Origin of the sequence: Rhodococcus spelaei (assembly GCF_006704125.1) — a bacterium.
GTDB lineage: Bacteria > Actinomycetota > Actinomycetes > Mycobacteriales > Mycobacteriaceae > Rhodococcus_G > Rhodococcus_G spelaei.
This window is the reverse complement of the sequence record NZ_VIGH01000004.1, coordinates 229240-250770: the sequence shown is the minus strand read 5'-3', so window position 1 is coordinate 250770 and position 21531 is coordinate 229240. Positions and strand designations below refer to the sequence as shown.

General features: G+C 68.8%; 23 protein-coding genes. 13 read left to right on the top strand and 10 right to left on the bottom strand.

Annotation, left to right across the window (positions count from 1 at the left end; genetic code table 11):
- Positions 1 to 19: 19 nt before the first annotated feature.
- Entirely contained in the window at positions 20 to 781 is a 762-nt protein-coding gene (locus tag FK531_RS10560) for an IclR family transcriptional regulator (RefSeq protein ID WP_142098927.1), read from the bottom strand.
- A 69-nt stretch (positions 782 to 850) separates the two neighbouring features.
- Here FK531_RS10560 and FK531_RS10555 point away from each other — a divergent pair, with 69 nt between their 5' ends.
- Genes FK531_RS10555 through dmpG form a run of 3 tightly spaced genes read left to right on the top strand, consistent with a single transcriptional unit; the run spans position 851 to position 3644 of the window.
- Positions 851 to 1675 carry a 2-keto-4-pentenoate hydratase gene (locus FK531_RS10555; RefSeq protein ID WP_142098924.1) on the top strand — a complete coding sequence of 275 codons (825 nt, stop codon included), beginning with the start codon at positions 851 to 853 and terminating at the stop codon, positions 1673 to 1675.
- Entirely contained in the window at positions 1672 to 2616 is a 945-nt protein-coding gene (locus FK531_RS10550) for an acetaldehyde dehydrogenase (acetylating) (protein ID WP_142098922.1), read from the top strand. The genes FK531_RS10555 and FK531_RS10550 overlap by 4 nt, the downstream gene beginning before the upstream one ends.
- Positions 2613 to 3644 carry a 4-hydroxy-2-oxovalerate aldolase gene (gene dmpG, locus FK531_RS10545; RefSeq protein WP_142098919.1) on the top strand — a complete coding sequence of 344 codons (1032 nt, stop codon included), beginning with the start codon at positions 2613 to 2615 and terminating at the stop codon, positions 3642 to 3644. Before FK531_RS10550 ends, dmpG begins: the two co-directional genes overlap by 4 nt.
- A 65-nt stretch (positions 3645 to 3709) precedes the next feature.
- Here the strand turns inward: dmpG and FK531_RS10540 are convergent, their stop codons facing one another.
- Entirely contained in the window at positions 3710 to 4258 is a 549-nt protein-coding gene (locus tag FK531_RS10540; RefSeq protein ID WP_142098916.1) for a DUF1707 SHOCT-like domain-containing protein, read from the bottom strand.
- A gap of 96 nt (positions 4259 to 4354) precedes the next feature.
- Between FK531_RS10540 and FK531_RS23060 the strand changes: the two genes are divergently transcribed.
- From FK531_RS23060 to FK531_RS10525, 3 genes are all read left to right on the top strand, one after another.
- Positions 4355 to 4540 (top strand): fumarylacetoacetate hydrolase family protein, encoded by a 186-nt coding sequence (locus FK531_RS23060; protein WP_435531041.1) that lies wholly within the window; start codon positions 4355 to 4357, stop codon positions 4538 to 4540.
- A gap of 11 nt (positions 4541 to 4551) precedes the next feature.
- On the top strand, positions 4552 to 5268 hold the full coding sequence (locus FK531_RS10530; protein ID WP_142098913.1) for a maleylpyruvate isomerase family mycothiol-dependent enzyme: 717 nt from the start codon (positions 4552 to 4554) through the stop codon (positions 5266 to 5268).
- Between the two features lie 328 nt (positions 5269 to 5596).
- The gene (locus FK531_RS10525) at positions 5597 to 6118 is read left to right on the top strand and encodes a DUF1990 domain-containing protein (RefSeq protein ID WP_142098911.1); all 522 of its coding nucleotides are present in this window, start codon (positions 5597 to 5599) and stop codon (positions 6116 to 6118) included.
- Positions 6119 to 6156: 38 nt separating this feature from the next.
- Here FK531_RS10525 and FK531_RS10520 read toward each other — a convergent pair whose 3' ends face one another.
- Complete coding sequence (locus FK531_RS10520) at positions 6157 to 7479, bottom strand: RNA polymerase sigma factor (protein ID WP_142098908.1); 1323 nt, start codon at positions 7477 to 7479, stop codon at positions 6157 to 6159.
- Positions 7452 to 7874 carry a YciI family protein gene (locus FK531_RS10515; RefSeq protein ID WP_142098906.1) on the bottom strand — a complete coding sequence of 141 codons (423 nt, stop codon included), beginning with the start codon at positions 7872 to 7874 and terminating at the stop codon, positions 7452 to 7454. The genes FK531_RS10520 and FK531_RS10515 overlap by 28 nt, the downstream gene beginning before the upstream one ends.
- 526 nt (positions 7875 to 8400) lie before the next feature.
- Here FK531_RS10515 and FK531_RS10510 point away from each other — a divergent pair.
- Positions 8401 to 8778, top strand: a complete 378-nt coding sequence (locus FK531_RS10510) for a hypothetical protein (protein WP_142098903.1) — start codon at positions 8401 to 8403, stop codon at positions 8776 to 8778.
- A gap of 7 nt (positions 8779 to 8785) precedes the next feature.
- On the opposite strand, the gene FK531_RS10505 is transcribed toward FK531_RS10510, so the two are convergent.
- The 5 genes from FK531_RS10505 to FK531_RS10485 form a co-directional block, all read right to left on the bottom strand.
- A complete protein-coding gene (locus tag FK531_RS10505) occupies positions 8786 to 9391 on the bottom strand; it encodes a TetR/AcrR family transcriptional regulator (protein WP_142098900.1) in 606 nt (201 codons plus the stop codon).
- Positions 9391 to 10269, bottom strand: a complete 879-nt coding sequence (locus tag FK531_RS10500) for an ABC transporter ATP-binding protein (protein WP_246098091.1) — start codon at positions 10267 to 10269, stop codon at positions 9391 to 9393. Before FK531_RS10500 ends, FK531_RS10505 begins: the two co-directional genes overlap by 1 nt.
- On the bottom strand, positions 10259 to 11101 hold the full coding sequence (locus tag FK531_RS10495; protein WP_246098090.1) for an ABC transporter ATP-binding protein: 843 nt from the start codon (positions 11099 to 11101) through the stop codon (positions 10259 to 10261). The genes FK531_RS10500 and FK531_RS10495 overlap by 11 nt, the downstream gene beginning before the upstream one ends.
- A complete protein-coding gene (locus FK531_RS10490) occupies positions 11088 to 12134 on the bottom strand; it encodes an ABC transporter permease (RefSeq protein ID WP_142099555.1) in 1047 nt (348 codons plus the stop codon). Before FK531_RS10490 ends, FK531_RS10495 begins: the two co-directional genes overlap by 14 nt.
- A gap of 155 nt (positions 12135 to 12289) precedes the next feature.
- A complete protein-coding gene (locus FK531_RS10485; protein ID WP_142099553.1) occupies positions 12290 to 12898 on the bottom strand; it encodes a hypothetical protein in 609 nt (202 codons plus the stop codon).
- A gap of 291 nt (positions 12899 to 13189) precedes the next feature.
- On the opposite strand from FK531_RS10485, the gene FK531_RS10480 reads away from it, so the two are divergent.
- The 3 genes from FK531_RS10480 (at position 13190) to FK531_RS10470 (ending at position 17134) form a co-directional block, all read left to right on the top strand.
- A complete protein-coding gene (locus tag FK531_RS10480; protein WP_142098898.1) occupies positions 13190 to 13393 on the top strand; it encodes a cold-shock protein in 204 nt (67 codons plus the stop codon).
- 247 nt (positions 13394 to 13640) lie between these two features.
- A complete protein-coding gene (locus tag FK531_RS10475; protein ID WP_142098895.1) occupies positions 13641 to 15377 on the top strand; it encodes an Ig-like domain-containing protein in 1737 nt (578 codons plus the stop codon).
- 38 nt (positions 15378 to 15415) lie between these two features.
- Positions 15416 to 17134, top strand: coding sequence for an Ig-like domain-containing protein (locus tag FK531_RS10470; protein ID WP_181762901.1), 1719 nt, complete (start codon positions 15416 to 15418; stop codon positions 17132 to 17134).
- Between the two features lie 85 nt (positions 17135 to 17219).
- On the opposite strand, the gene FK531_RS10465 is transcribed toward FK531_RS10470, so the two are convergent.
- A complete protein-coding gene (locus FK531_RS10465; RefSeq protein WP_142098889.1) occupies positions 17220 to 18239 on the bottom strand; it encodes a beta-ketoacyl-ACP synthase III in 1020 nt (339 codons plus the stop codon).
- A gap of 424 nt (positions 18240 to 18663) precedes the next feature.
- On the opposite strand from FK531_RS10465, the gene FK531_RS10460 reads away from it, so the two are divergent.
- The 3 genes from FK531_RS10460 (at position 18664) to FK531_RS10450 (ending at position 21521) form a co-directional block, all read left to right on the top strand.
- Complete coding sequence (locus tag FK531_RS10460; RefSeq protein WP_181762900.1) at positions 18664 to 19779, top strand: glycoside hydrolase family 183 protein; 1116 nt, start codon at positions 18664 to 18666, stop codon at positions 19777 to 19779.
- Positions 19780 to 19938: 159 nt separating this feature from the next.
- Positions 19939 to 20871, top strand: a complete 933-nt coding sequence (locus tag FK531_RS10455) for an aldo/keto reductase (RefSeq protein WP_142098882.1) — start codon at positions 19939 to 19941, stop codon at positions 20869 to 20871.
- Positions 20872 to 20930: 59 nt separating this feature from the next.
- A complete protein-coding gene (locus FK531_RS10450) occupies positions 20931 to 21521 on the top strand; it encodes a methyltransferase domain-containing protein (protein WP_142098879.1) in 591 nt (196 codons plus the stop codon).
- Positions 21522 to 21531: the final 10 nt, after the last annotated feature.

Here is a 21531-nt window from a genome sequence, read left to right as displayed (position 1 = left end):
ACACCGGTCGCTGTGACGCCTACCGAATCCGCTCGCGGCGGGCGATCGTGCTCCCCAAGCCCGCCGCGGCCGCGCGAACCGCCGCGACCTGCGCCTCGGGCCGGTACCGGCTCGTGGGTCCGGTGACGCTGACCGCCGCGACGAGTTCGTCGTCGTGCCCGAAGACCGGGGCGGCCACGCACGCGATGCCGAGCGCGGATTCCTCGTGTTCGAAGGCGACCCCGGTCTCGACGATCCGGGCCAGCTGACGGCGCAGGATCCCCGGCGCCACCACGGTGTGCGGCGTGCGCCGGACCATCGGCGCGGTGAGCACCTCGCGTTGCAGGTCGGGACCGGAGTTGGCGAGTAGCGCCTTGCCGATCGCGGAGCAGTGCAACGGAATCCGACCGCCGGTCCGGGATGGGGACTTGGCCTGCCGGTGGCCGCCGATCTTCGCGACGTAGACCACGTCGTGGCCGTCGCGGACACCCAGGTGCACGGTCTCGTGGGTGCGCTCGTACAGATCCTGCAGGAACGGCATCGCCATCTCCAGCAGACTGCGCTCGAGTGAGGCGAGCATGCCGAGTTCGAACAGGCCACCGCTGAGCCGGTAACCGCCGTCCACGCGGTCGAGGAGCCGATTCGCGACCAGTTCACCCGCGAGGCGATACACGGTGGCCTTGTGCAGGCCGGTCCGGCGGACCAGTTCCGCGAGCGGCAGGACCTGATCCTCGGGCCGGTAGGCCCGCAGGATCGTCACCGCCTTGCCGAGCACGGTGTCGAGGTTCGCGGCGCCCGTCATCGTTCGAGCGTATCGCTGAGTGAGACAACTACCTGGATCAGGCGTCCGAATCCCGTAACAGTAGGGGTCATGAGCCAGCCCACGAACTCCATCGCAGCGAGCGAGTCCGCCGTCGCCGCCGCCGCGGACCGCCTCGCGGCCGCCGCCGCGGCCGGTGTGCCGTGCGCGCCGATCCGGGAACTGATCGGCGCAGACAACCTCGAGGCCGCCTACGCGGTCCAGCAGCGTTTCAACGATCTGCGGGTGCGGGCCGGCGCCCGGGTGGTCGGCCGCAAGATCGGTCTGACCTCGAAGGCCGTCCAGGAGCAGCTCGGCGTCGGCCAGCCCGACCTCGGCGTGCTGTTCGACGAGATGGAGTTCGCCGACGGCAGCGACATCCCGATGAGCCGACTGATCCAGCCGAAGATCGAGGGTGAGGTCGGCTTCGTGCTCGGCGCGGATCTCGTCGACGGCCCCCTGGACGCGGCGCAGGTCCGCGGCGCGATCGACTACGCCGTCGCCTCCCTGGAGATCTGCGACAGCCGGATCACCGACTGGGACATCCGGTTCGGCGACACCGTCGCCGACAACGCCTCGTCGGGCGTGTACGTACTGGGCACCGAGCGCCGCACCCTCGACGAGGTCGAGCCGGTCGAGGTGACCATGTCGATGAGCGTCAACGGCACGGAGGTCTCCTCCGGCAACGGCGCCGCCTGCCTGGGCGACCCGATCGCGGCCGTGGTGTGGCTCGCGCAGACCGCGCGCGAGCTCGGCCAGCCGCTGCGCGCCGGTCAGGTGATCCTCTCTGGCGCCCTCGGCCCGATGGCACCCGTTTCGTCCGGCGACACCGTCGTCGTCACAGTGTCCGGACTCGGTTCCGTGACAGCACATTTCACGGAAGGAGAGAACGCATGAGCAAAGTCAAGGTCGCGATCATCGGATCCGGCAACATCGGCACCGACCTGATGATCAAGGTGCTGAACCACTCGGAGCACCTGGAGATGGGTGCAATGGTCGGCATCGACCCCGCCTCGGACGGTCTTGCGCGGGCCGCCGCCCTGGGCGTGCCGATCACCGCCGAAGGCGTCGAGGGTCTGGTGAAGTTGCCGAACTTCGACGAGATCGAGATCGTCTTCGACGCCACGTCGGCGAAGGCGCACGTCGTCAACAACGAACGTCTGCAGGCGTTCGGCAAGCGGATGATCGATCTGACGCCGGCCGCCATCGGCCCGTACGTGATCCCCGCGGTCAACGGTGACGACCACCTCGACGCCCCGAACGTCAACATGGTCACCTGTGGTGGCCAGGCCACCATCCCGATGGTCGCGGCCGTCTCCCGCGTCGTGCCGGTGGCGTATGCCGAGATCGTCGCGTCCATCGCGTCGAAGTCGGCCGGTCCGGGCACCCGCGCGAACATCGACGAGTTCACCGAGACCACCTCGGCGGCGATCGTGTCGGTCGGCGGCGCCAAGCGCGGCAAGGCGATCATCATCCTCAACCCGGCCGAGCCGCCGCTGATCATGCGTGACACGGTCTTCTGCCTGGTCGACGCCCCGGACCCGGCCACCCACGACGAGATCCGCCAGTCCATCGAGAAGATGGTCGGCGACGTCTCCGCCTACGTGCCCGGCTACCGCCTCAAGCAGCAGGTGCAGATCACCGAGATTCCGGCCGACCAGCCGGTCGAGACCCTGCTCGTCGACGGCAACCGCCCGACGCACCAGGTGTCGATCTTCCTCGAGGTCGAGGGCGCGGGCCACTACCTGCCCGCCTACGCCGGCAACCTCGACATCATGACCTCGGCAGGACAGCAGATCGCGGAGCGGATCGCCCAGAAGAAGGAAGCCACCCGATGAGCACCAACCCCACCATCTTCGTCCAGGACGTCACCCTCCGTGACGGCATGCACGCGGTGCGTCACCGGATTTCGACGGACAACGTCAAGCGGATCGTCAAGGCCCTCGACGACGCCGGAGTCGACGCCATCGAGGTCGCCCACGGTGACGGCCTGGCCGGCGGTTCCGTGAACTACGGCCCGGGCTCGAACACCGACTGGGAGTGGATCGAGGCGGCCGCCGAGGTGCTCGAGCACGCCCGGTTGACCACCCTGCTCCTGCCCGGCGTCGGCACCATCGAGGAGCTCAAGCACGCCTACAAGCTCGGCGTGCGGTCGGTGCGCATCGCCACGCACTGCACCGAGGCCGACGTCTCCGCGCAGCACATCGAGACCGCCCGCGAGATCGGCATGGACGTCTCCGGCTTCCTGATGATGAGCCACATGGCGCCCGCCGAGGAGCTCGCCAAGCAGGCCAAGCTGATGGAATCGTATGGCGCGCACTGTGTCTACGTCACCGACTCGGGCGGACGCCTGACCATGGGCGGGGTCCGTGACCGCGTCCGTGCCTACAAGGACGTCCTGAACGAGGGCACCGAGATCGGCATCCACGCCCACGAGAACCTCTCGCTGTCGGTGGCCAACAGCGTCGTCGCCGTCGAGGAAGGCGTCTACCGCGTCGACGCGTCGCTGGCCGGACACGGCGCCGGCGCGGGCAACTGCCCGATCGAGCCGTTCATCGCGGTTGCCGATCTGTACGAGTGGAAGCACGGCTGCGACGTCTTCAAGCTGCAGGATGCCGCCGACGACATCGTCCGCCCGCTGCAGGACCGGCCTGTCCGCGTCGACCGTGAGACCCTCACCCTGGGCTACGCCGGCGTGTACTCGAGCTTCCTGCGCCACGCGGAGATCCAGTCGGAGCGCTACGGCGTCGACGTGCGCACCCTGCTGCTCGAGGCCGGTAAGCGCCGCCTCGTCGGTGGCCAGGAGGACATGCTCATCGACATCGCGCTGACCATCGTCGCGGAGCGCGAGGCCGCAAGCGCCTGACCTCAGGCACCACTCGGGCGCTGTGACCGGTTCCGGTCACAGCGCCCGAGCTGTAGGTGTAGGTGTCAGCCGTTGTCGACGGCCTGGACGACCGCGAAGATCAGGAATCCGACGGCGGCGAGCACGACGATCGGCAGCCTGAGCATCAGTGCCGGGGCCATCAGGACCAGTGCGTACGGAATCAGGGCGAAGTTGCGTCGCGGCGCAGCTGCGACGGTCGCCGGGACGACGTCCTCGGTGGCGAGGAATCCGGGACGGGCCGGTCGCCGGCGACGTGTACCGAGGCGAAGCACACCGGCACCGACCACTACCACCAGCGCAGCGGGCATGAACCACATGGTCAGGTCGGCCGCGGCGAGCCCGAGGTAGAGACCGACCAGCAGGACCGGGACGAGCAGCCAGAGCAATCGTCGACGCCCCGACTGCGCAGTCACGTCGGGTAGATCCGAGAACAGCACCGCGAGATCACGGTTGGTACGGGCCGATTCCACCAGCGCGCAGCGGTCGCCGAACTCGGCGAGGGTCAACCGCCCTTCGCCGAGGTGCCGTGTCAGGAGTTCGACCGCCTGTTCGCGCTCGAACGTCCCGATGCGCGTACCCGGGAGCTCGGCCATGTCCCCAGGGTAGGCGGCCGCCGATCACACTGTCGGCAAGGGTGACATGATCGTTGTGCCGTCGTTGGTCGAGTGGTCCCAGGGCGCCGAGTCCGGGTGGACCTCTTCGCCTTCTCTGATGATCCGATCGTCGAGCGCCTGCACTTGCACCGCACCTCCGGGCAGCGGGACTGGGAGGCAGAGTTGGCGGTCGTGATCGACAAGCAGGCCCATCAGGTGTCCGAGGCCGACGCCGGCGCGTACATCGCGGGCTCGGTGCGCAACAAGACGATCGTCAAGTAAAGGACCGCACAGTGGGTTTCAACGATCTCGACCTGTCCGAGCGGCTGCTGGTCGCGCGGCGCGGTACCGCGTACTTCGCGCAGCATCTCGCCGAGCTGACCGACGACGAACTCGACGGCGACACCCTGCTCGCCGGGTGGACGCGCAGGCACCTGGTCGCGCACGTCGGGTATAACGCGGCCGCGCTGTGCCGGTTGCTGGACTGGGCGGCGACCGGCGTCGAGACGCCGATGTACGCCTCCACCGAGCAGCGGGCACACGAGATCGACGAGGGTGCCACGCTCAACGCGGCGGCCCTGCGAAACCTGTTCACACACACCGTTGCCCGGCTCGACGAGAAGTGGCGGAACCTGCCGCCGTCGGCGTGGTCCGCGCAGGTGCGTACCGCGCAGGGCCGGATCGTCCCCGCCGCCGAGACGGCGTGGATGCGCACCCGCGAGGTGTGGATCCACGCCGTCGACCTCGGCGAGGGGGGTCGCTTCGGGGACTTCCCGACCGTGGTTCTCGAGTCGCTGCTCGACGACATCGTCGGGATGTGGCGCAAGAAGGACCTCGGTGCGGGGATCGTGCTCGAGGTCGACGGCCTCACACCCTGTGCCGTGCAGGAGGATTCCGCGACCGCGGCACGGGTGAGCGGTCCGCTCGCGTCGGTCGTGCGCTGGGCCGCCGGACGCGGCGGCATCGGACTTACGACCGGCGCGGACGAGGCGCCGCCGCGCTGGCTCTGAGGTCAGATGGTCGGACTCGGTCGATCACCAGGGCCAGATGCCTGACGACGGGAACAGTCCGGGGAACAGTACGCGCCAGAACGGCCACGCCCACGGCCGATCGAGCGGGTAGAAGCACACCGGGTCACAGATCATCACGACCTCCTGAGGACGCGGTCCCGACCTCGTGTCCAGACTAGTCCCGAGTCGATGCGGGCTCGAGCCGCATCGACGCCCCGTTCCAGAGCGCGGACCTCGCCCGTCTCGGCTACCGGCCCGATCCGCCCGGCGGGTCTACCCTCGACGTCACCACCATGCCGCGACACCCGGCGAGAGGGGGGCACCGCCCGTGAACGATCGACCGCTACAGCTGACGTACGCCGAAATCGGTGCCACTGCAACGGAACTGCCCGCCGGGTACCACCATGTCCGGCGCGATTGCGTGATCGGGCGGGGCGAGGCCGCGTTCCGTGACGCCACCGAGCGACTGATGCGCTGGGACATGCACCGCCGCGCGGGAATCGGCGTGTCCGCGACGACCCCGCGTGCGGAGACCGGCGCCCGGGTGACGTTGCGACTCGGCGCCGGACCGGTGCATCTGACTGCGCACTGCGAGGTCGTGTACGTCGTCGACGAGGCGCGGCGTCGAGGATTCGCCTACGGCACCCTGACCGGGCATCCCGAACGCGGCGAGGAGCGGTTCTGCGTCGTGTGGCACGACGACGACACGGTGACGCTCGCGATCACCGCGTTCTCCCGTCCGGCGACGTGGTGGTCGCGGGCGGGCTCCCCGATCGCCCGGATCGTGCAGCGTCGCATCACGGACCGCTACCTCCGAGCGCTCCAACCTCGGGCGGACGGATACGTCTGACGGTTGCCACGCAGTGCAATCACCGCCCCTCCGGGCCGTCAGCCGAGGTCGGCGAGCTTGCGCTCCAGCACCGCCCGCTCGCGCTCGTTGCCGCACAGCCGAACGGCGAGCTGCAGTTCCGTCCGCGCGTCGTCTGCGCGTCCCAGCCGGACCAGCAGCTCCCCCCGAACGCTCGGCAGCAGGTGCGAGTTCGACAACGTACCGGCGGCCACCAGTTCGTCCACGATCGGCAGCGCAGCCGCCGGTCCCTGGGCCATCGAGACCGCCACCGCCCGGTTGAGGCCGATCACCGGTGACGGCGCGAGCCGGCCGAGCGCTTCGTAGATCAGCACCACGCGCTCCCAGTCCGTCGCGTCGACCGACGGCGCGACGGCATGGCATTCGGCGATCGCCGCCTGCAGGCCGTAGGTGCCCAGGCCCCGGCCGGCTTGCTCCGCGCGGGCCAGTGCGGCTCGCCCCCGGCGGATCGCGGCGCGGTCCCAGCGGCGGCGGTCCTGGTGCTCCAGAAGGACCGGCTCGCCGTCCGTCCCGGTGCGGGCAGGGAAGCGCGCCGCGGTCAGCTCGAGCAGCGCCAGCAGGCCGTGGACTTCGGGATCGTTCGGCACCAGCCCGGCCAGCACCCGCGCGAGACGCTGCGCCTCGCCCGCGAGATCGAAGCGGATCAGGTCGCCACCCGAGCTTGCCGAGGACCCCTCGGTGAAGATCAGGTAGATCACGCTGAGCACCGAGCCGAGCCGCTCGGAACGCTCCTCCACCGACGGCACCGCGAACGGTACGCGGGCCGCCCCGAGGGTCTTCTTCGCTCGCGTGATCCGCGCCTGCACGGTCGCAGTCGGGACGAGGAACGCCTTGGCGATCTCGTCGCTGGTCAGACCGCCGACCACCCGCAGGGTGAGCGCCACCCGCGCCTCCCGGGACAGAACGGGATGGCAGGAGATGAACATCAGCGCGAGCACGTCGTCGTCGATCTGGTCCGGATCCCACAAGACGTCCTCGGCGTCCCGCGGATCGGCGGGGCCGCTCCCCGCGACGACACCACCCTCGCCCAGACCGTGGGCGAGGGCGGCGTACCGCTCGTCGAGGGCGGACCGCCGACGGAACGCGTCGATCGCGCGACGCCGACCGACCGTGAGCAGCCACCCCGCGGGGTTACGTGGCACACCGTCACGTGGCCAGGTCACGAGGGCCTCGGCCAACGCCTCCTGGGCCAGGTCCTCGGCCAGCGCGAAGTCGCCGGTGTACCGCGCGAGCGCACCGACGATCCGCGCGGACTCGATTCGCCAGACGGCGGCGACGGCCTCACGCCCGGTGTGGCCGTCGCCCGTCACTCCGCTCAGAGCTGGCCGGTGGCCTCGCGCCACGTCCGTTCCTTCTGGATCCACTCGTTCTCCTGGGGAAACTCGTCGATCGTCGTGACCCGGCGAATCTCGGTCTTGAAGCCCGCGCCCGTGACCGGTGACCGTTTGGCCCACTCGACAGCCTCCTCCTTCGACGCCACGTTGAGAATGTAGAACCCGCCGAACAACTCCTTGGTCTCGCCGTACGGGCCGTCAGTGATCACCGGCTGCTCGGTGGAGTGGTCGACCACGACGCCCGAGGCGGAGTCGGGGTCCAAGCCCTCCGCCGCGACCAGCACTCCGGCCCGGATCATCTCGTCGTTGTACCTGCCCATCGTCTCGAGCATCTCGCCGAAGTCGACGTCCATCATTCCCGCGAAGGCATCGTCGGTGGCGCGCATGATCAGCATGTACTTCATGGTTCTTCTCCCTGGGTTGGCCGGATCCGCTCTCGGACCCTCTCATCCACAGGTCGAACGGGGAAGCCAGTGGATCGACACGTCCGCCAAATTTCTTCAGATTCACGGGACGAGGAACTATTCACGGGACGAGGAACTGATGACGGGCAATCGCGACTTCGCCGACGACCGGTGGGCACTGTTCCGTTTCGACGAGGACTTCTCCGAGGCGCACGACATCGCCGACGAACACCCGGACGTCGTGCGCGAACTCGTGACGCGCTGGGCCGGCGCTGCCCCGACTGCACGGCGGCGGCACCCTGCGCGCCTCGGTCGAGGTTCCGGACGGCGACGTGGCCGGAGTGTTGTTCGCTCTCGGGGACCGCAACGGTGGGTTCGCCGCCTACGTGGTCGACTAGTTCTTCACCGCGAACGGGCGGTTACCGGGCAGGCCTCTCGGCCGTTGTCCCGACAACCTCCCGTTCGTCGAGTGGATGACGAAAATTCACCCCTTATGCCGGGTGCGTTCCGGGTGTGCAATGGAGTGATGAACACCAGAACTGTCTCCCCGTCCGAACGCCGTGCGATCGCGCGGACCGCGGTCGATGCCCTGGGTCGGCAACGCAGCGATCACGCGTTGGTACGGGTCACCTGCCCCGCAAGCCACCACGTGGCGACCGTCTACCGAACCGAGGAAGGTCCCGCGGTCGTGTCCGGCGGACCCCACACCCACGGCTCACGCGATTTCGTCGACACCGCGCACCACGGCGACAGCCTCGGCTCCGAGTTCGTCGACCTGATCGAGGCCTCCGAGTTCGAGGACGACGCCCTGCCCGTCCGCTGCGCGTGCGGCGCGCGGACCCTGTCGCGTCAGGAGTTGCAGCGGGCCGTCGAGTCGCACACCCACACGCTCTCGCTTCCGTAGGCGTTCGTCAGGACTCCCCCAACTCGCCGGTGAGGTATCGCTGCAGATTGGGTCCGATCAGCTCGACGATCTGCCCGTGCGGCGCCGAGGCGAGCGGTTCGAGGGCCAACAGGTAGCGCATCGACAGCAGACCCATCAGCTGGGTGGCGGCCAGGTTCGTCCGCCACCGGGCCAGATCCGGATCGGGCTCGACCGACTCGACGATCGGTTGCAGGGCGCGCTTGAGCAGGAACTCGCGGAGCAGCTTGGCACTCCATTCGTGCGCGATCGAACTGCGCACCAAGGCAATCGCGGCCGAACCCTTCGGCGAGTCCCACAGTGCGAGAACCGTGTGCAACAGTCGCTCCGCGAGTTGGTCCCGAGGCCCGTCGATGACCTTCTCCGCGTAGCGCCTCGGGTCGACGGGCGCGTCCATCGTCGCCAGGAACAGCTTCTCCTTGGTGCCGAAATAGTGATGCACCAACGCCGAGTCCACCCCGGCCGACTCCGCGACCGCTCGGATCGTGGTGGCGTCGTACCCGGACTGGGCGAACGCCTGCCGCGCCGCGTCGAGGATCTCGTCCCGGGTGTCCCGCTTCCCAGGCCGCCGCCCGCTGCGCCGTCCCACCACCATCAGGACGGGATCTTCACTTCGCGGTCGATGAGCACCATCGTCTCCTCGAGCGTGGCGGGCACCTCCGTCACCGCCGCTTCCACTCCCGCCGACACGAGCGCGGCACGCACCTCCGCGGCGCTGACCCCCGCTACCCGCACCAGACGACCGGCGAGCGTCACCGGTAGCCCCGCCGCGACCAGTGCATCGAAGGCCCGTGCCCACTCGGGCGCCCGCACGGCCACCGCGGTCTGCCCGCCGATGATGTCCTCGAGGCTCCCGTGCGCGACCAGCCGGCCGTGGGACATGATCGCCAACCGGGTGCACTGCTGCGCCTCCTGCAGGTAGTGCGTGGTGACGAGCACCCCGCAGCCCGCGTCGGCCTGGTCGTGGATGGTGTCCCACAGCCGGCTGCGCGCCAGCGGGTCCACACCCGACGTGGGCTCGTCCAGGACCAGTAGTTCCGGCCGATGCAGCAGTGCGCAGTGAAACGCGAGTCGACGTTGCAGGCCGAGACCGATCTCCTGCACCGGACGCGAGGCGACCGCCTCGAGTGCCGCCGGCAGGGCGGGCGCCGCGATCCCGAACGCCTCGGCGACGAACTCCGCGTTCTGCCGGACCGACAGCTCCTGATAGAGACCCAACCCCTGCGGCATGTAGCCGAGACGGCTGCGTGTGTGCCGCGACGGCGGGAGGCCGAATACGTCCACCTCGCCCCGGTCCACCGCCTCGAGTCCGAGGATCATCCGGATCAGGGTGGTCTTGCCTGCCCCGTTCGCACCGATCAGGCCGACGATCTCGCCGGGGCGTACCTGGAGCGACATCTCGCGCACCGCGGTGAACGCCCCGAAGTTCCGCCACACCGCGCGCGCGTCGATCGACAACTGCTCAGCCACCATGGGCCTCCAGCCGCTCGTTCCTGGCCAGCATGAGTGCGATCACCGCGTCCTCCAAATCGAGCTCACCGTCCTCGTTCCCCGGTCCGTCCGGGTCCCACGTTCGAAAGGTGTTGCCGCGACGCCAGACCCGGTTCGACGACGCGCCAGGGCGGGTGGGCTCGGCGGAGATCGAGCCCGGCACCGAGGCGATCACCTCGTCCGGTGTGCCGAGCCCGAGCACCCCACCGTCCTCGAGGACCAGCACGCGTTGGGCCCGCTCGGCCTCGTCCAGGTAGGTCGTCGACATCAGGACCGCCGTGCCCGCAGCGGCGGCTTCGGCGACCATCCTCCACAACTCCACCCGGCTCACCGGATCGACGCCGGTGCTCGGTTCGTCGAGCAGGAGCACCTGCGGCTGGTGCAGCATCGCCAGGCAGAAGCCGAGCTTCTGCCGCATGCCACCGGACAGCTGGCCGCCGAGTCGGCCACCGACACCATCGAGTCCCGCGGGCCCGAGCAGTCGCGCCCTCCGGTCGGCGAGCACATTCGAGCTCATTCCGTAAGCGCTGCCGACGAATTCGACGTTCTCGTCCACCGACAGGTCCCGCCACACACCCGAACTGCTCGGCTGGAAACCCACGTCGTTCTTGGCGGGCATCGTGACGGTGCCGTCCGCGATCGGCACCCGTCCGGCCAACGCTCCGAGCAGGCTGGTCTTGCCCGCGCCGTCGCCGCCGACGACCGCGGTCACCTCCCCCCGCCGAATGTCCACGGTCACGTCGTCGAGGGCGGGCCGGTCACCGTATCGGACGGTCAGCTCGTCTGCACCCCAGATGCTTTCAGGCGACTGCACTGCGCACCACCGCCTTTCCTGCCGGTGCGATCGACCGCTTGAGCCGGACCACGGCGGCGCCGAAGATCACCACCGCCATGACGATCAGCACGACAATGGGACCCCAGAGAGTGTTCAGGCCCGCTCCGCGCAACATCACGCCCTGGGAGATCTTGGTGAAGTACGTCAGCGGCAGCAGGTAGCCGATCCAGCGGACACCGGCCGCCATCGCGTTGAGCGGAAAGATCATGCCGGACAGCAGAATCTGCGGCAGCAGCACCATCATCGCCGCCTGGATCGCCTGCCCCGTGGTCTTGGAGATCGTGGAGATGAACACCCCGATCCCGAGCACGACGAACAGGAAGATCGCGGCCCCCAAGGCGAAGATCAGCACGTTGCCGTTGAACGGCACGGAGAAGATCCACATGCCGAGCACGGTCACCACGATCATGTCGAGGGCGGCCAGCAGGAAGTACGGCGTGATCTTCCCGAGGATCACCTCTGCCGGCGAGAACGGCATCACGGCAAGCTGTTCGAGCGTTCCCGCCTCACGCTCCTTGACGAGGCCGATGCTGGTGATGATGGTGCCGATGAAGGTGAGAATGAGGCCGATGATCGCGGGCACCATCACCCAGGACGTCTTCAGATCCGGGTTGTAGAGCACCTCGGACTCGACGGCCGGGCCCATCTTCGCGACCGCAATCTTCGCCGACTGGGCGGCGAAGAGGTTGGACCCGTCGATGTACACCATCGGCTTTCCGGACCCGGTGACGATCGCCAGGTCCGAGACGTCGTCACGCAGCGCGTCCCGGGCGGTCGCGTCGGTGCCCGACGGATCGACGGTGCTCACGTGCAGGACCTGTGCCGTCTGCGCGTCGGACGCGATGCGACTGGCCACCGCGTCGGCCCCGGGTCCGACAACCGTCACGTCGAGCGTCGAGACAGTGAAGTTTGCGGCGAATCCGAAGACGACCAGTAGCAGCAGAGGCAGCGCGACGAGCATTGCGAGCGTGCGGCGGTCCCGGCCGAGTTCTCGAAATTCCTTGACGATCATGGCGCGCATTGGGCACTCCCGAGGAAGGTGGGCAGCGAACTCGCGATAATTCATCAGCTGGTGAATTCGACGGTAGGTGCCGCCGACGAGCGCTGTCAACCTTCCCGGGTGTCGATCGTCCGGTGCGCCTTCCGGCACGCGCACAGATCAGGTACTCACCTCCGCGCGGACTCCATCACCGGCTCGCGCATGTCGTAGTAGGCGACCTCCCCCATCAGCTCGTTCTCCTCCTCGAAGAGCGAGCGCAGGTCGTCGGGGATCTCGATCCGCTCGTGGGCCCGCGCCTCGGCCTCGGAGGTGAAGTACACGGCCTCGACGTATCCGTCCTTGCCGTCGGTGCCGAGGGTCCCACCGAGGATCTCCGGCCGGGCCTTCTGCACTTCGCCCTCGACCTGCGTCAGCAGCGCGCGCATCCGCGCGGTGTCCCGGCTGTGCCCCTCCATGACCTGGACGAAGCCGGCGGCGTCCGACCCGCCGCCCATCCACTCGCTGACCTCGGCACAATCCATGAACGTCACCGGACCGTCGAAGCACCGCTCGGTCTCGGCCCACCACGTGCCCTGCTCGGGTCGCTCACTGTTCCGAGCAGCGGCCTCGGCGGACTCGAACCGCACCAGTGCGATGTACGTACCGTCCGAACACATACCGCTGGTGGCGCCCAGGTACCCCGTCGCACCCGGCTGCAGTTCGTCCCGCCAACGATCCATGCACTGCCGTAGGCCGGCCTCGTCGGCGACCTTCCCCTGAATGAGCTGAATGAACATCGCGTCGCCTCCTGCCACGGGGCACGCCCGCAGCGAGCAACTTCCGGCGGTCGACGCATCGCGGTCCACCGCCGCGACGACAACCGGGCGGCCCACGACCGCGACCACTGCGGCTTCAATCCTTCGCCGGTGCGGAGACCGATGCAACACCCGCGTGGCGGCGTGATTATGGCCGCAGAACCACCTAGTGTAGGCCCCGCTGTCGACAGCACGACCATGAGCTGGCAGGCTGTACAACCGAGACCAGGGTTCTCGACCTGAGGACCCGCTCGCAGTAACAGGAGTAATAACGTGGCACAGGGCACCGTCAAGTGGTTCAACGGCGAAAAGGGATTCGGATTCATCGAGCAGGACGGTGACGGACCCGACGTGTTCGTGCACTACTCCGAGATCCAGGGCAGCGGCTTCAAGACCCTCGACGAGGGTGCTCGGGTCGAGTTCGAGATCGGCCAGGGCCAGAAGGGCCCCCAGGCCACCGGCGTTCGCACCATCTGAGCGACTTAGTCTCGTCGGAGCGCGCCGATCAGGCGCCTCCACCTGACCACTGAAGGGCGTCTCCGTTCGCGGAGGCGCCCTTCGGCGTCTCCGAATAACCCCAGGTCATGGCGGTGCCGCCGCCGACAACAACCCTTCCTGAACAGTCGTCCATATATTTCACCGAATCACCTTCTTCGACCGGGGCCCGCGTGCTCTACTACCGGCGATCTATGCCCGCATTCCTCATGAGAGACCCGGTTCATCCATGCCTCGATCCACCCTGCGCGGTTGTGCGGCGCCCATCGGCGTCGTCGCCCTGACCGCGGGGCTCGCCCTGATCGGCTCGCCCGCCACCGCAGACACCGTTTCCTTCCAGAACGCCTGCCAGGCCACCCCGTCACAGTTCGCGGGCCCCCAGCACCAGATGTCCGCCACGTCGGCGACGGTGACCGCTCCCGCCACCGTCACCCCGGGCCAGACGTTCACCTACCGGATCCAGCCGGCGCCCGCCTCGTACCCCGACTCCCAGTCGGGCGGCACCACGACCAACCTGTCCCGGATCAAGTTCGACTTCGAGATCCCCGCCAACTCGACCTTCGTCAACGCCGCGGTGGTCGCAGGCACCGCGAAGAACATCGACAACGTCGCACCGAACGTGCTGCGCATCAACAGTGCCGGCAGCGTCGACGCCGCCGGGCCGTTCCTGCGCCTGTCCGGCAACAACGAGGTCATCGGCAACAGCCCCTCCTCGAGCGGCAGCAGCGAGGGCGGCATCCGCGCGCCGAAACTCAAGAAGAACCTCGACGGCACCACCAACTCGGGCGGCAACAGCGTCTTCCAGTTGCCCGCCGTCGACGTCACGGTGGTCGCGGGCAACGCGGGCACCATCACCCCGAAGCTGCGGGTCAGCGGGAACGCGGCCTCGTACAACAGTGACGAGAACTACAGCACCCAGCTGGCCAAGGCCAGCGCACCCCTCGTCGGAACGGTGTGGGCGCCGACGCGGTGCGTACCCAAGGACAGCAAGGGCGCCGCCGCCCTCAACGCCGGTGGCGGCCCCCTGGCCACCGTCACCATCGCCGCCCCCGACGTCGCGACCGGCACCACCCTGACCGTGCCCGGCACGGCCACCGCAGGCGCGGCGGTCACGCTGTCCGCGACCGTGGCTCCGGCGCCCTCCGGCGGCACCGTCCAGTTCAAGGACGGCACCACCAACCTCGGCGCACCGGTCGCCGTCAAGGCAGGCGTCGCGACGCTGTCGCAGACCTTCACCGCCACCGGACCGCACGCCGTCACCGCCGTCTACAGCGGCGTCGCCGGCTTCACCGGTTCCACCTCCGCCCCGCAGACCGTCGACGTGCAGCCCGCCAGCGTGGTCGCGGCGCCCACCGCCACCTCCCTGACCCTGCCCGCCACCGCGACGACCGGCTCCGCGGTGGGCCTGTCCGCCACGGTCGCACCGGCACCCACCGGTGGCACGGTCCAGTTCCTCGACGACAACGCCCCGATCGGTGCGCCGGTCGAGGTCGTCGGCGGCGTCGCAACGCTGGCGTACAGCTTCACCACCACCGGTCATCACAACATCACCGCGTCGTACTCGGGCGCGATCGGCTTCGCGCCGTCCGGGTCGGCCTCGACCACGGTCGACGTCAACGCCCCGGCGCCGTCCGACGTCGCCACCGTGACCACGGTGACGGCCCTGCCCTCCGCGACCGTCGGCAGCAAGGTCGACCTCTCGGCGACCGTCTCGCCCGTCGCCGCCACCGGCACCGTCCAGTTCAAGGACGGCACCACTGCGATCGGCGCGCCCGTGGCGGTGGTCAATGGTGTCGCGATCGCGCCGTACACGTTCACCACGGCAGGCGCACACTCGATCACCGCGGTCTACAGCGGCGCACCGGGCTTCGTCGCCTCGACCTCCCCCGCCTTCACCGTCACCGCATCCGCGGCCGAGACCGGCGGCGGCACTGGCAGTGCCGGTGGATTCCCGTCCGGCTCATGACCATTCGTCACCGCCGCATCTTCGACTCAGGAGTTTCCATGTCGCACGCGTCCACGCGCGCAGCGGCGGCCCTCGCGGCCGCCGCACTGACCGCCGGCGGGCTGCTGCTCGCCGCCCCCGCCACCGCCGCACCGACCACGGCATCGTTCAACGCCGCCTGCTGGGGCAAGTTCAAGAGCCTGCTCGACACCACCGACAAGACCATCGCCACCGGGGTCACGGTCGACGCCCCGGCCAGCGTGGTGACGGGCAGCACGTTCACCTACCGACTCCAGCCGGCCCCGATGTCGTTGCCGCGCAACGGGGAGAACCTGCGGATCCGCTCGAGCGTGTCACGGATCAAGTTCGACTACGAGATCCCCGCAGGCGCCCAGTTCGTCTCGGCCACAGTAGTTCCCGGTACCGGGGTCAACCTCGGGGGCGCGGCGCCCACGGTCACCCGAGTTGCCGAGACCGGCTCCCCGTCCGCGACCGGCACGATCCTGCGCCTGTCCGGCAACAACGAGACCGTCGGCAACGGCCCGGCCACGAACGACGGCGCCGAGGGCGGCATCGTCGTCACCTCGGCCGACTCCGGCGACACCTCCTACCAACTGCCCGCGATCGAGGTGACGGCTGTGGCCGGCCCCGCGGGTGGCACGGTGCAGCCGAAGGTTCGCACCGCCGGCAACGCCGCGAACTACAAGGCGGACGAGAACTTCTACACCTCGCTGGTCCGCGAGAAGGACCCCGTGTTCTCCGTCTCGTACTGGTCCGCGACGCGCTGCTCTCCTCGCGACAATGCGGGCGCGGCACTGAACGTCGGCGCCGGACCACTCGCGACGATCAACGTCACCGCCCCGCCGAACGCCACCACCTCGACCGCTCTGGCAGCCCCGGCCACCGCGAACAACGGTGTGGCCGTTGATCTCACGGCCACGGTCAGTCCGGCCCCGGCCGGCGGCACCGTGCAGTTCAAGGACGGTGACGCGAACATCGGCGACCCCGTCGCACTGACCGGTACGACGGCCACCCTCTCGCATGCCTTCGGCACCGACGGCGCGCATGCAGTCACCGCGGTCTACAGCGGCGCGCCCGGGTTCGCCGGGTCCACCTCGGAGGCCCGCACCGTCACGGTGAACACGGTCGACGTCGCCACCACCACCACGCTGACCACCCCCACCCACGCCAAGACCGGGGTGGCCGTCAGCATCGCGGCCACCGTGTCGCCCGCACCGGCCGGCGGCACCGTGCAGTTCCTCGACGGCGGCGCTCCCCTCGGCGCGCCGGTCGCCGTGTCGGGCTCGGTGGCCGTCCTCGCCCACACCTTCGACACCGCCGGGTCGCACTCGATCACCGCAAGCTTCAGCGGCGTAAGGGGATTCGCCTCGTCCACCGCCTCCGCGAGGACCGTCGCCGTGTCGGTGCCCGCCCCGAACGAGGCCGCGACCACCACCTCGTTGAACGCGCCTGCGACCGCGGCACCCGATCAGGCCACGACGTTGACGGCCACCGTCGCGCCGGGCCAGGCCGGCGGGACCGTCCAGTTCTTCGACGGCACCACCGCGATCGGAGGCCCCGTTGCGCTCGGCGGCGGCACCGCGACCCTCTCGCACGCCTTCACCACCGTCGGCGCGCACGGCGTGACCGCGGTCTACAGCGGGGCGGCGGGCTTCCTCGGCTCGTCGTCGGACGCTCGGGTGGTCAACGTGTCCGCTCCGTCGACACCGGGCACCGGTGGCGGCACCGGATCGCTGGACAGCCTCTTCGGTCGCTGACCGCGACGATCCACCGCACAGAACACTGAAGGTGCCGCTCCGAATCTCGGAGCGGCACCTTCAGTGCTTACGTACGGGTTCGGGCTCAGCTCTCGGCGAGCACCGGCATCTTCACGACCTGGCCCGCGTAGGCAAGTCCGGCGCCGAAGGCGAGCAGCAGCGCGGTGTCGCCGGCCTTCGCCTTGCCGGTGCGCAGCATCTCCTCCATCGCCAGCGGGATCGACGCGGCGGAGGTGTTACCGGTCTCGGCGATGTCGTTGGAGACCGAGACGGTCTCCGGCAGGTTCATGCTGCGCGCGATGACCTCGGTGATGCGTGCGTTGGCCTGGTGCGGAATGAAGACGTCGAGGTCCTCGACCGTGATGCCGGTCCGGTCCAGGGCGCGCTGTGCGATCTTGCCCATCTCGAAGGCCGCCCAGCGGAACACCGAGGTGCCCTCCATCTTGATCCACGGCCGCTTCTGGGTCGGGTTCTCGGCGAAGTCCACCCAGTCCGGCTCCTGGCGGATGGCCCGGCCCTGCGCGCCGTCCGAACCCCAGGTGACCGGGCCGATGCCGGCCTCGTCGCCACGCCCGACCACGACCGCGCCCGCGCCGTCGCCGAAGATGAAGCGAACGGATCGGTCGGTGGGCTCGGTGGAGTCGCTCATCCGCTCGACGCCGATCACCAGCACGTGTTCCTCGGTGCCCCCTCGCACCATGTCCGAGGCCAGGCCGAGCGCGTAGCAGAAGCCCGCGCAGCCGGCGGCGACGTCGATGGCTCCCGCGCCACCCGTGCCGAGCGCGTCCGCCACCAGGGCGGAGGCCGGCGGGGTCTGCACCGGGTAGGTCGAGGTGGCGACGATGACGGCGCCGATCTGCTCACCGGTGAGACCGGAGGCGGCCAGCGCACGGCGGCCCGACTCGATCGCCATCGCGAGCACGCTCTCCTCGGGGCCGGCGAAGCGCCGGTTCTTGATTCCCGACCGGGACTGGATCCACTCGTCGTTCGAATCGATGAGCTCACAGATCTCGTCGTTGGTCACGACCCGCTCGGGCCGGTACACGCCGAGACCGAGGATCGCGGAATGACGAAGCTCCGTGGAGTTCGCGATCGCTGCACCCATTGCTTGTTCTCCTCTATATCTCTTCCGTCGGATGCTCGGGTGAATCACACGAACTCCTCACCCGACACCGTACTGTGCGCGTCCCCCGCACGGTGACGGAGTCCACAGCAGACTTTGCGGTCCGGTTCATATCACCGACCGACCCGGTGGCGTGGCGAAACCGGGACGAACCGGTCGCGAGAACCTCGCATTTACCTCATCTGCCCCATGCGTACACACCGATAACAAGAAGTACTGTGACTTTATGTCCAAGATCACTACGATCGACGGGGGTCGGCCGCACGGCGGTCGGCCATTGAAGTGGGTTCAGGACGGATGTAGTTCAAGACTGATGTAGTTCAGCACGGATGTAGTTCGCGACAGATGTAAGTGGGTTCAGGACAAGACACGGGACAACACGACAGCGGTCGAGGAGATGCGTGTGATGGTTGGACGTACCAAGACAGTCGTACAGGCTTCGATCCTCGGCATGGCAGCGCTGGTCGCGCTCGCCGGTCCTGCCGCAGCGGATCCGAACACGGTCAATCCCATTCCCGGGCTCAACGGCACGAACGGCTTACCGGATCTGCGCGGTCGCACCAACGCGGTCGCACAGATGACGGGCCTGCTCAGTGCCAACCGCACCCAGGACGACAATGTGCTCGGGACCGATCTCGGCATCATGTGGGACAACGGCAACGGCCAGATCCTCACCGCGTTCGGCGACTCCGCCGGCCTCGGCATCCCGAACCTGCTGGCTGGCAGCCTGTGGTCGTGGCGGAGCAACACCCTGTTCCGCAGCTCGGACCACCAGCTCGCGGACGGCATGACCTTCGACAGCTCCCCGCGCGACTTCCTGGGCCAGTCCAAGGAGCTGATCCCCAGCCCGAAGATCCCGTACGTGGAGATCAGCCACATCCCCACCGCGGGAGTCGCGGTCGACGGCGTGCAGTACATGTCGATGATGTCGGTCAACCACTGGGGCGAGCCGGGCCACTGGGAGACCAACAACTCCGGACTCGCGTTCTCCACCGACAACGGCGAGAACTGGGCGATGGCACCCGAGACCATCCGTCCCAGCGACGGCGGCAACCGGAACTTCCAGATGAGCGCCTTCCTCAAGGACGGCGGCTACGTCTACCAGTACGGCACGCCGCCCGGTCGCGGCGGACTCGCCTACGTGGCGCGGGTGCCGGAGAAGCAGCTCCGCGACCTCGGTGCGTACGAGTACTGGAACGGCAACGAATGGAAGAAGGGCGACGTCAATGCGGCAGCGCCCATCGTGTTCGGCGGCGTCGGCGAGCTGTCGGTGCAGTTCAACCAGTTCCTCGGCCAGTACCTGATGCTCACCACCGACAACTTCAACTCGGTGGTGATGCGGCGCTCACCGAGCCCGACCGGGCCGTGGGGTCCGCCCGAGGTACTGGTCGACGCGCGCGAGCTGCCGACCGCATATGGCGCCTACATGCACCCCTGGTCGAGTGGACCGGACCTGTACTTCCTCACCACGGTGCACTCGAACTACAACGTCCTGCTCCTGCACACCACGCTCACTCGCTGACGGTCACCGACACGCTCTCGTCACACCTGCTCGCCGAGCCCGTTTTCCGTTACCACACAGCGGGATTCGGCGTCGGGGGACGCCGCGACGCTGCGTACTGTCCGGATCCGGGTCGCACCCCGGCCCCGTACACGTGCCAACGTCAGGAGTTCGTCCACCATGCACTACGCGCCCTTGCCCGGAACCGATCTGGTCGTCTCGACCGTGTCCCTGGGCTGCAACAACTTCGGATCCCGCCTCGACACCGCCGCCTCGCGCGAGGTCGTCGATGCGGCGTTCGAGCACGGCATCACGTTCTTCGACACCGCCGACGTCTACTCCGCCGGAGAGTCCGAGAAGATCCTCGGCGCGGCGCTGGCCGGACGCCGGGACCTCGCCGTCGTCGCGACCAAGTTCGGCGCACCGATGGACACGGAGGACCGCGGCTCGTCCCCCGCATACGTCCGGCGCGCATGCGAGGCCAGTCTGCGGCGGCTCGGCATCGACCACATCGACCTCTACTACCAGCACACCCCAGACCCGGAGGTGCCGATCGAGGACACCCTCGAAGCGCTCGACGCGCTCGTGCAGGCCGGCAAGGTCCGTCACATAGCGTGCTCGAACAGTTCGGCCCAGCAGATCAGCCAGGCCGACGGCACTGCGCGCGAGCGCGGACTCGCGCGATTCACCGCAGCCCAGATCGAGTGGAATCTGCTCGAGCGCGCGGTCGAGGCGGACCTCGTGCCGGCGTGCGAAGAACACCGCCTCGGCGTGATCCCCTACTACCCGCTGGCGGCCGGACTGCTCACCGGCAAGTACCGCAAGAACATGGATTTCCCGAAGGGCTCCCGGTTCGACAAGTCCGAGTACTTCGCGGCCGGCGCGACGGACGCGGCGCTGACCCGGGTAGAGGAGCTGCTCGGCCTGGCGAGCGAGCTCGACCGCCCACTGTCCGAGCTCGCCGTGGCGTGGCTCGACGCAAAACCACAGGTGACGTCCGTGCTGATCGGCTCGTCCAGCCCACGCCAGGTGGAACGCAACCTCTCGCACCTGTCCCGCCCGCTCGACGAGGACGAGCTCGTGCTGATCGACGCCTTCCTCGAGCAGGGCTGACTTCACACGATCACGCTCGCGAACCACGTTCCCCGCGACCAGCCGATACCGTGCCCCTCATGGATTCACACGACTGGGACACCCGGTACGCGGGCGATGAACTGTTGTGGGGATCGGCCGCGAGCGCGACCGTGGTGGAGCAGGTCACCTCGGTTCCGGCAGGCCGCGCTCTCGACCTGGGGTGCGGGGAGGGCCGCAATGCGCTGTGGCTGGCCACCCGCGGCTGGCAGGTCACCGCAGTGGACTTCTCGGCAGTCGCACTGAACAAGGCGCAGCGCAGCGCAGCGCCACTGCCCCGTTCGGTCCGCGGCCGGATCGACTGGGCCCTCGGAAATGTGACGAATCTCGAATTCGGGACCGACTATGACCTAGCCCTGGCCGTTTACCTGCACCTTTGCCCTGACGAGCGGGCCGCGGTGTTGCGCAGAGCGGTCGCCGCCCTGCGGCCGGGAGGCATCCTGCTGATCCTGGACCAGCATCCGGACCCGGACCGCCTCGACGACGAATCTCACAGCACTGCAATAGAATTGGAGGCAGCGCTGGGCGACTTACTGACGATCACCGTCGCGGTGCGTCGCGTACGCGAGACCGAGCAGGGCCCGGCTGTCGACAACCTGGTCGTCGGATTTCGCACTTCTGTTGGCAGCTAACTGAATCACG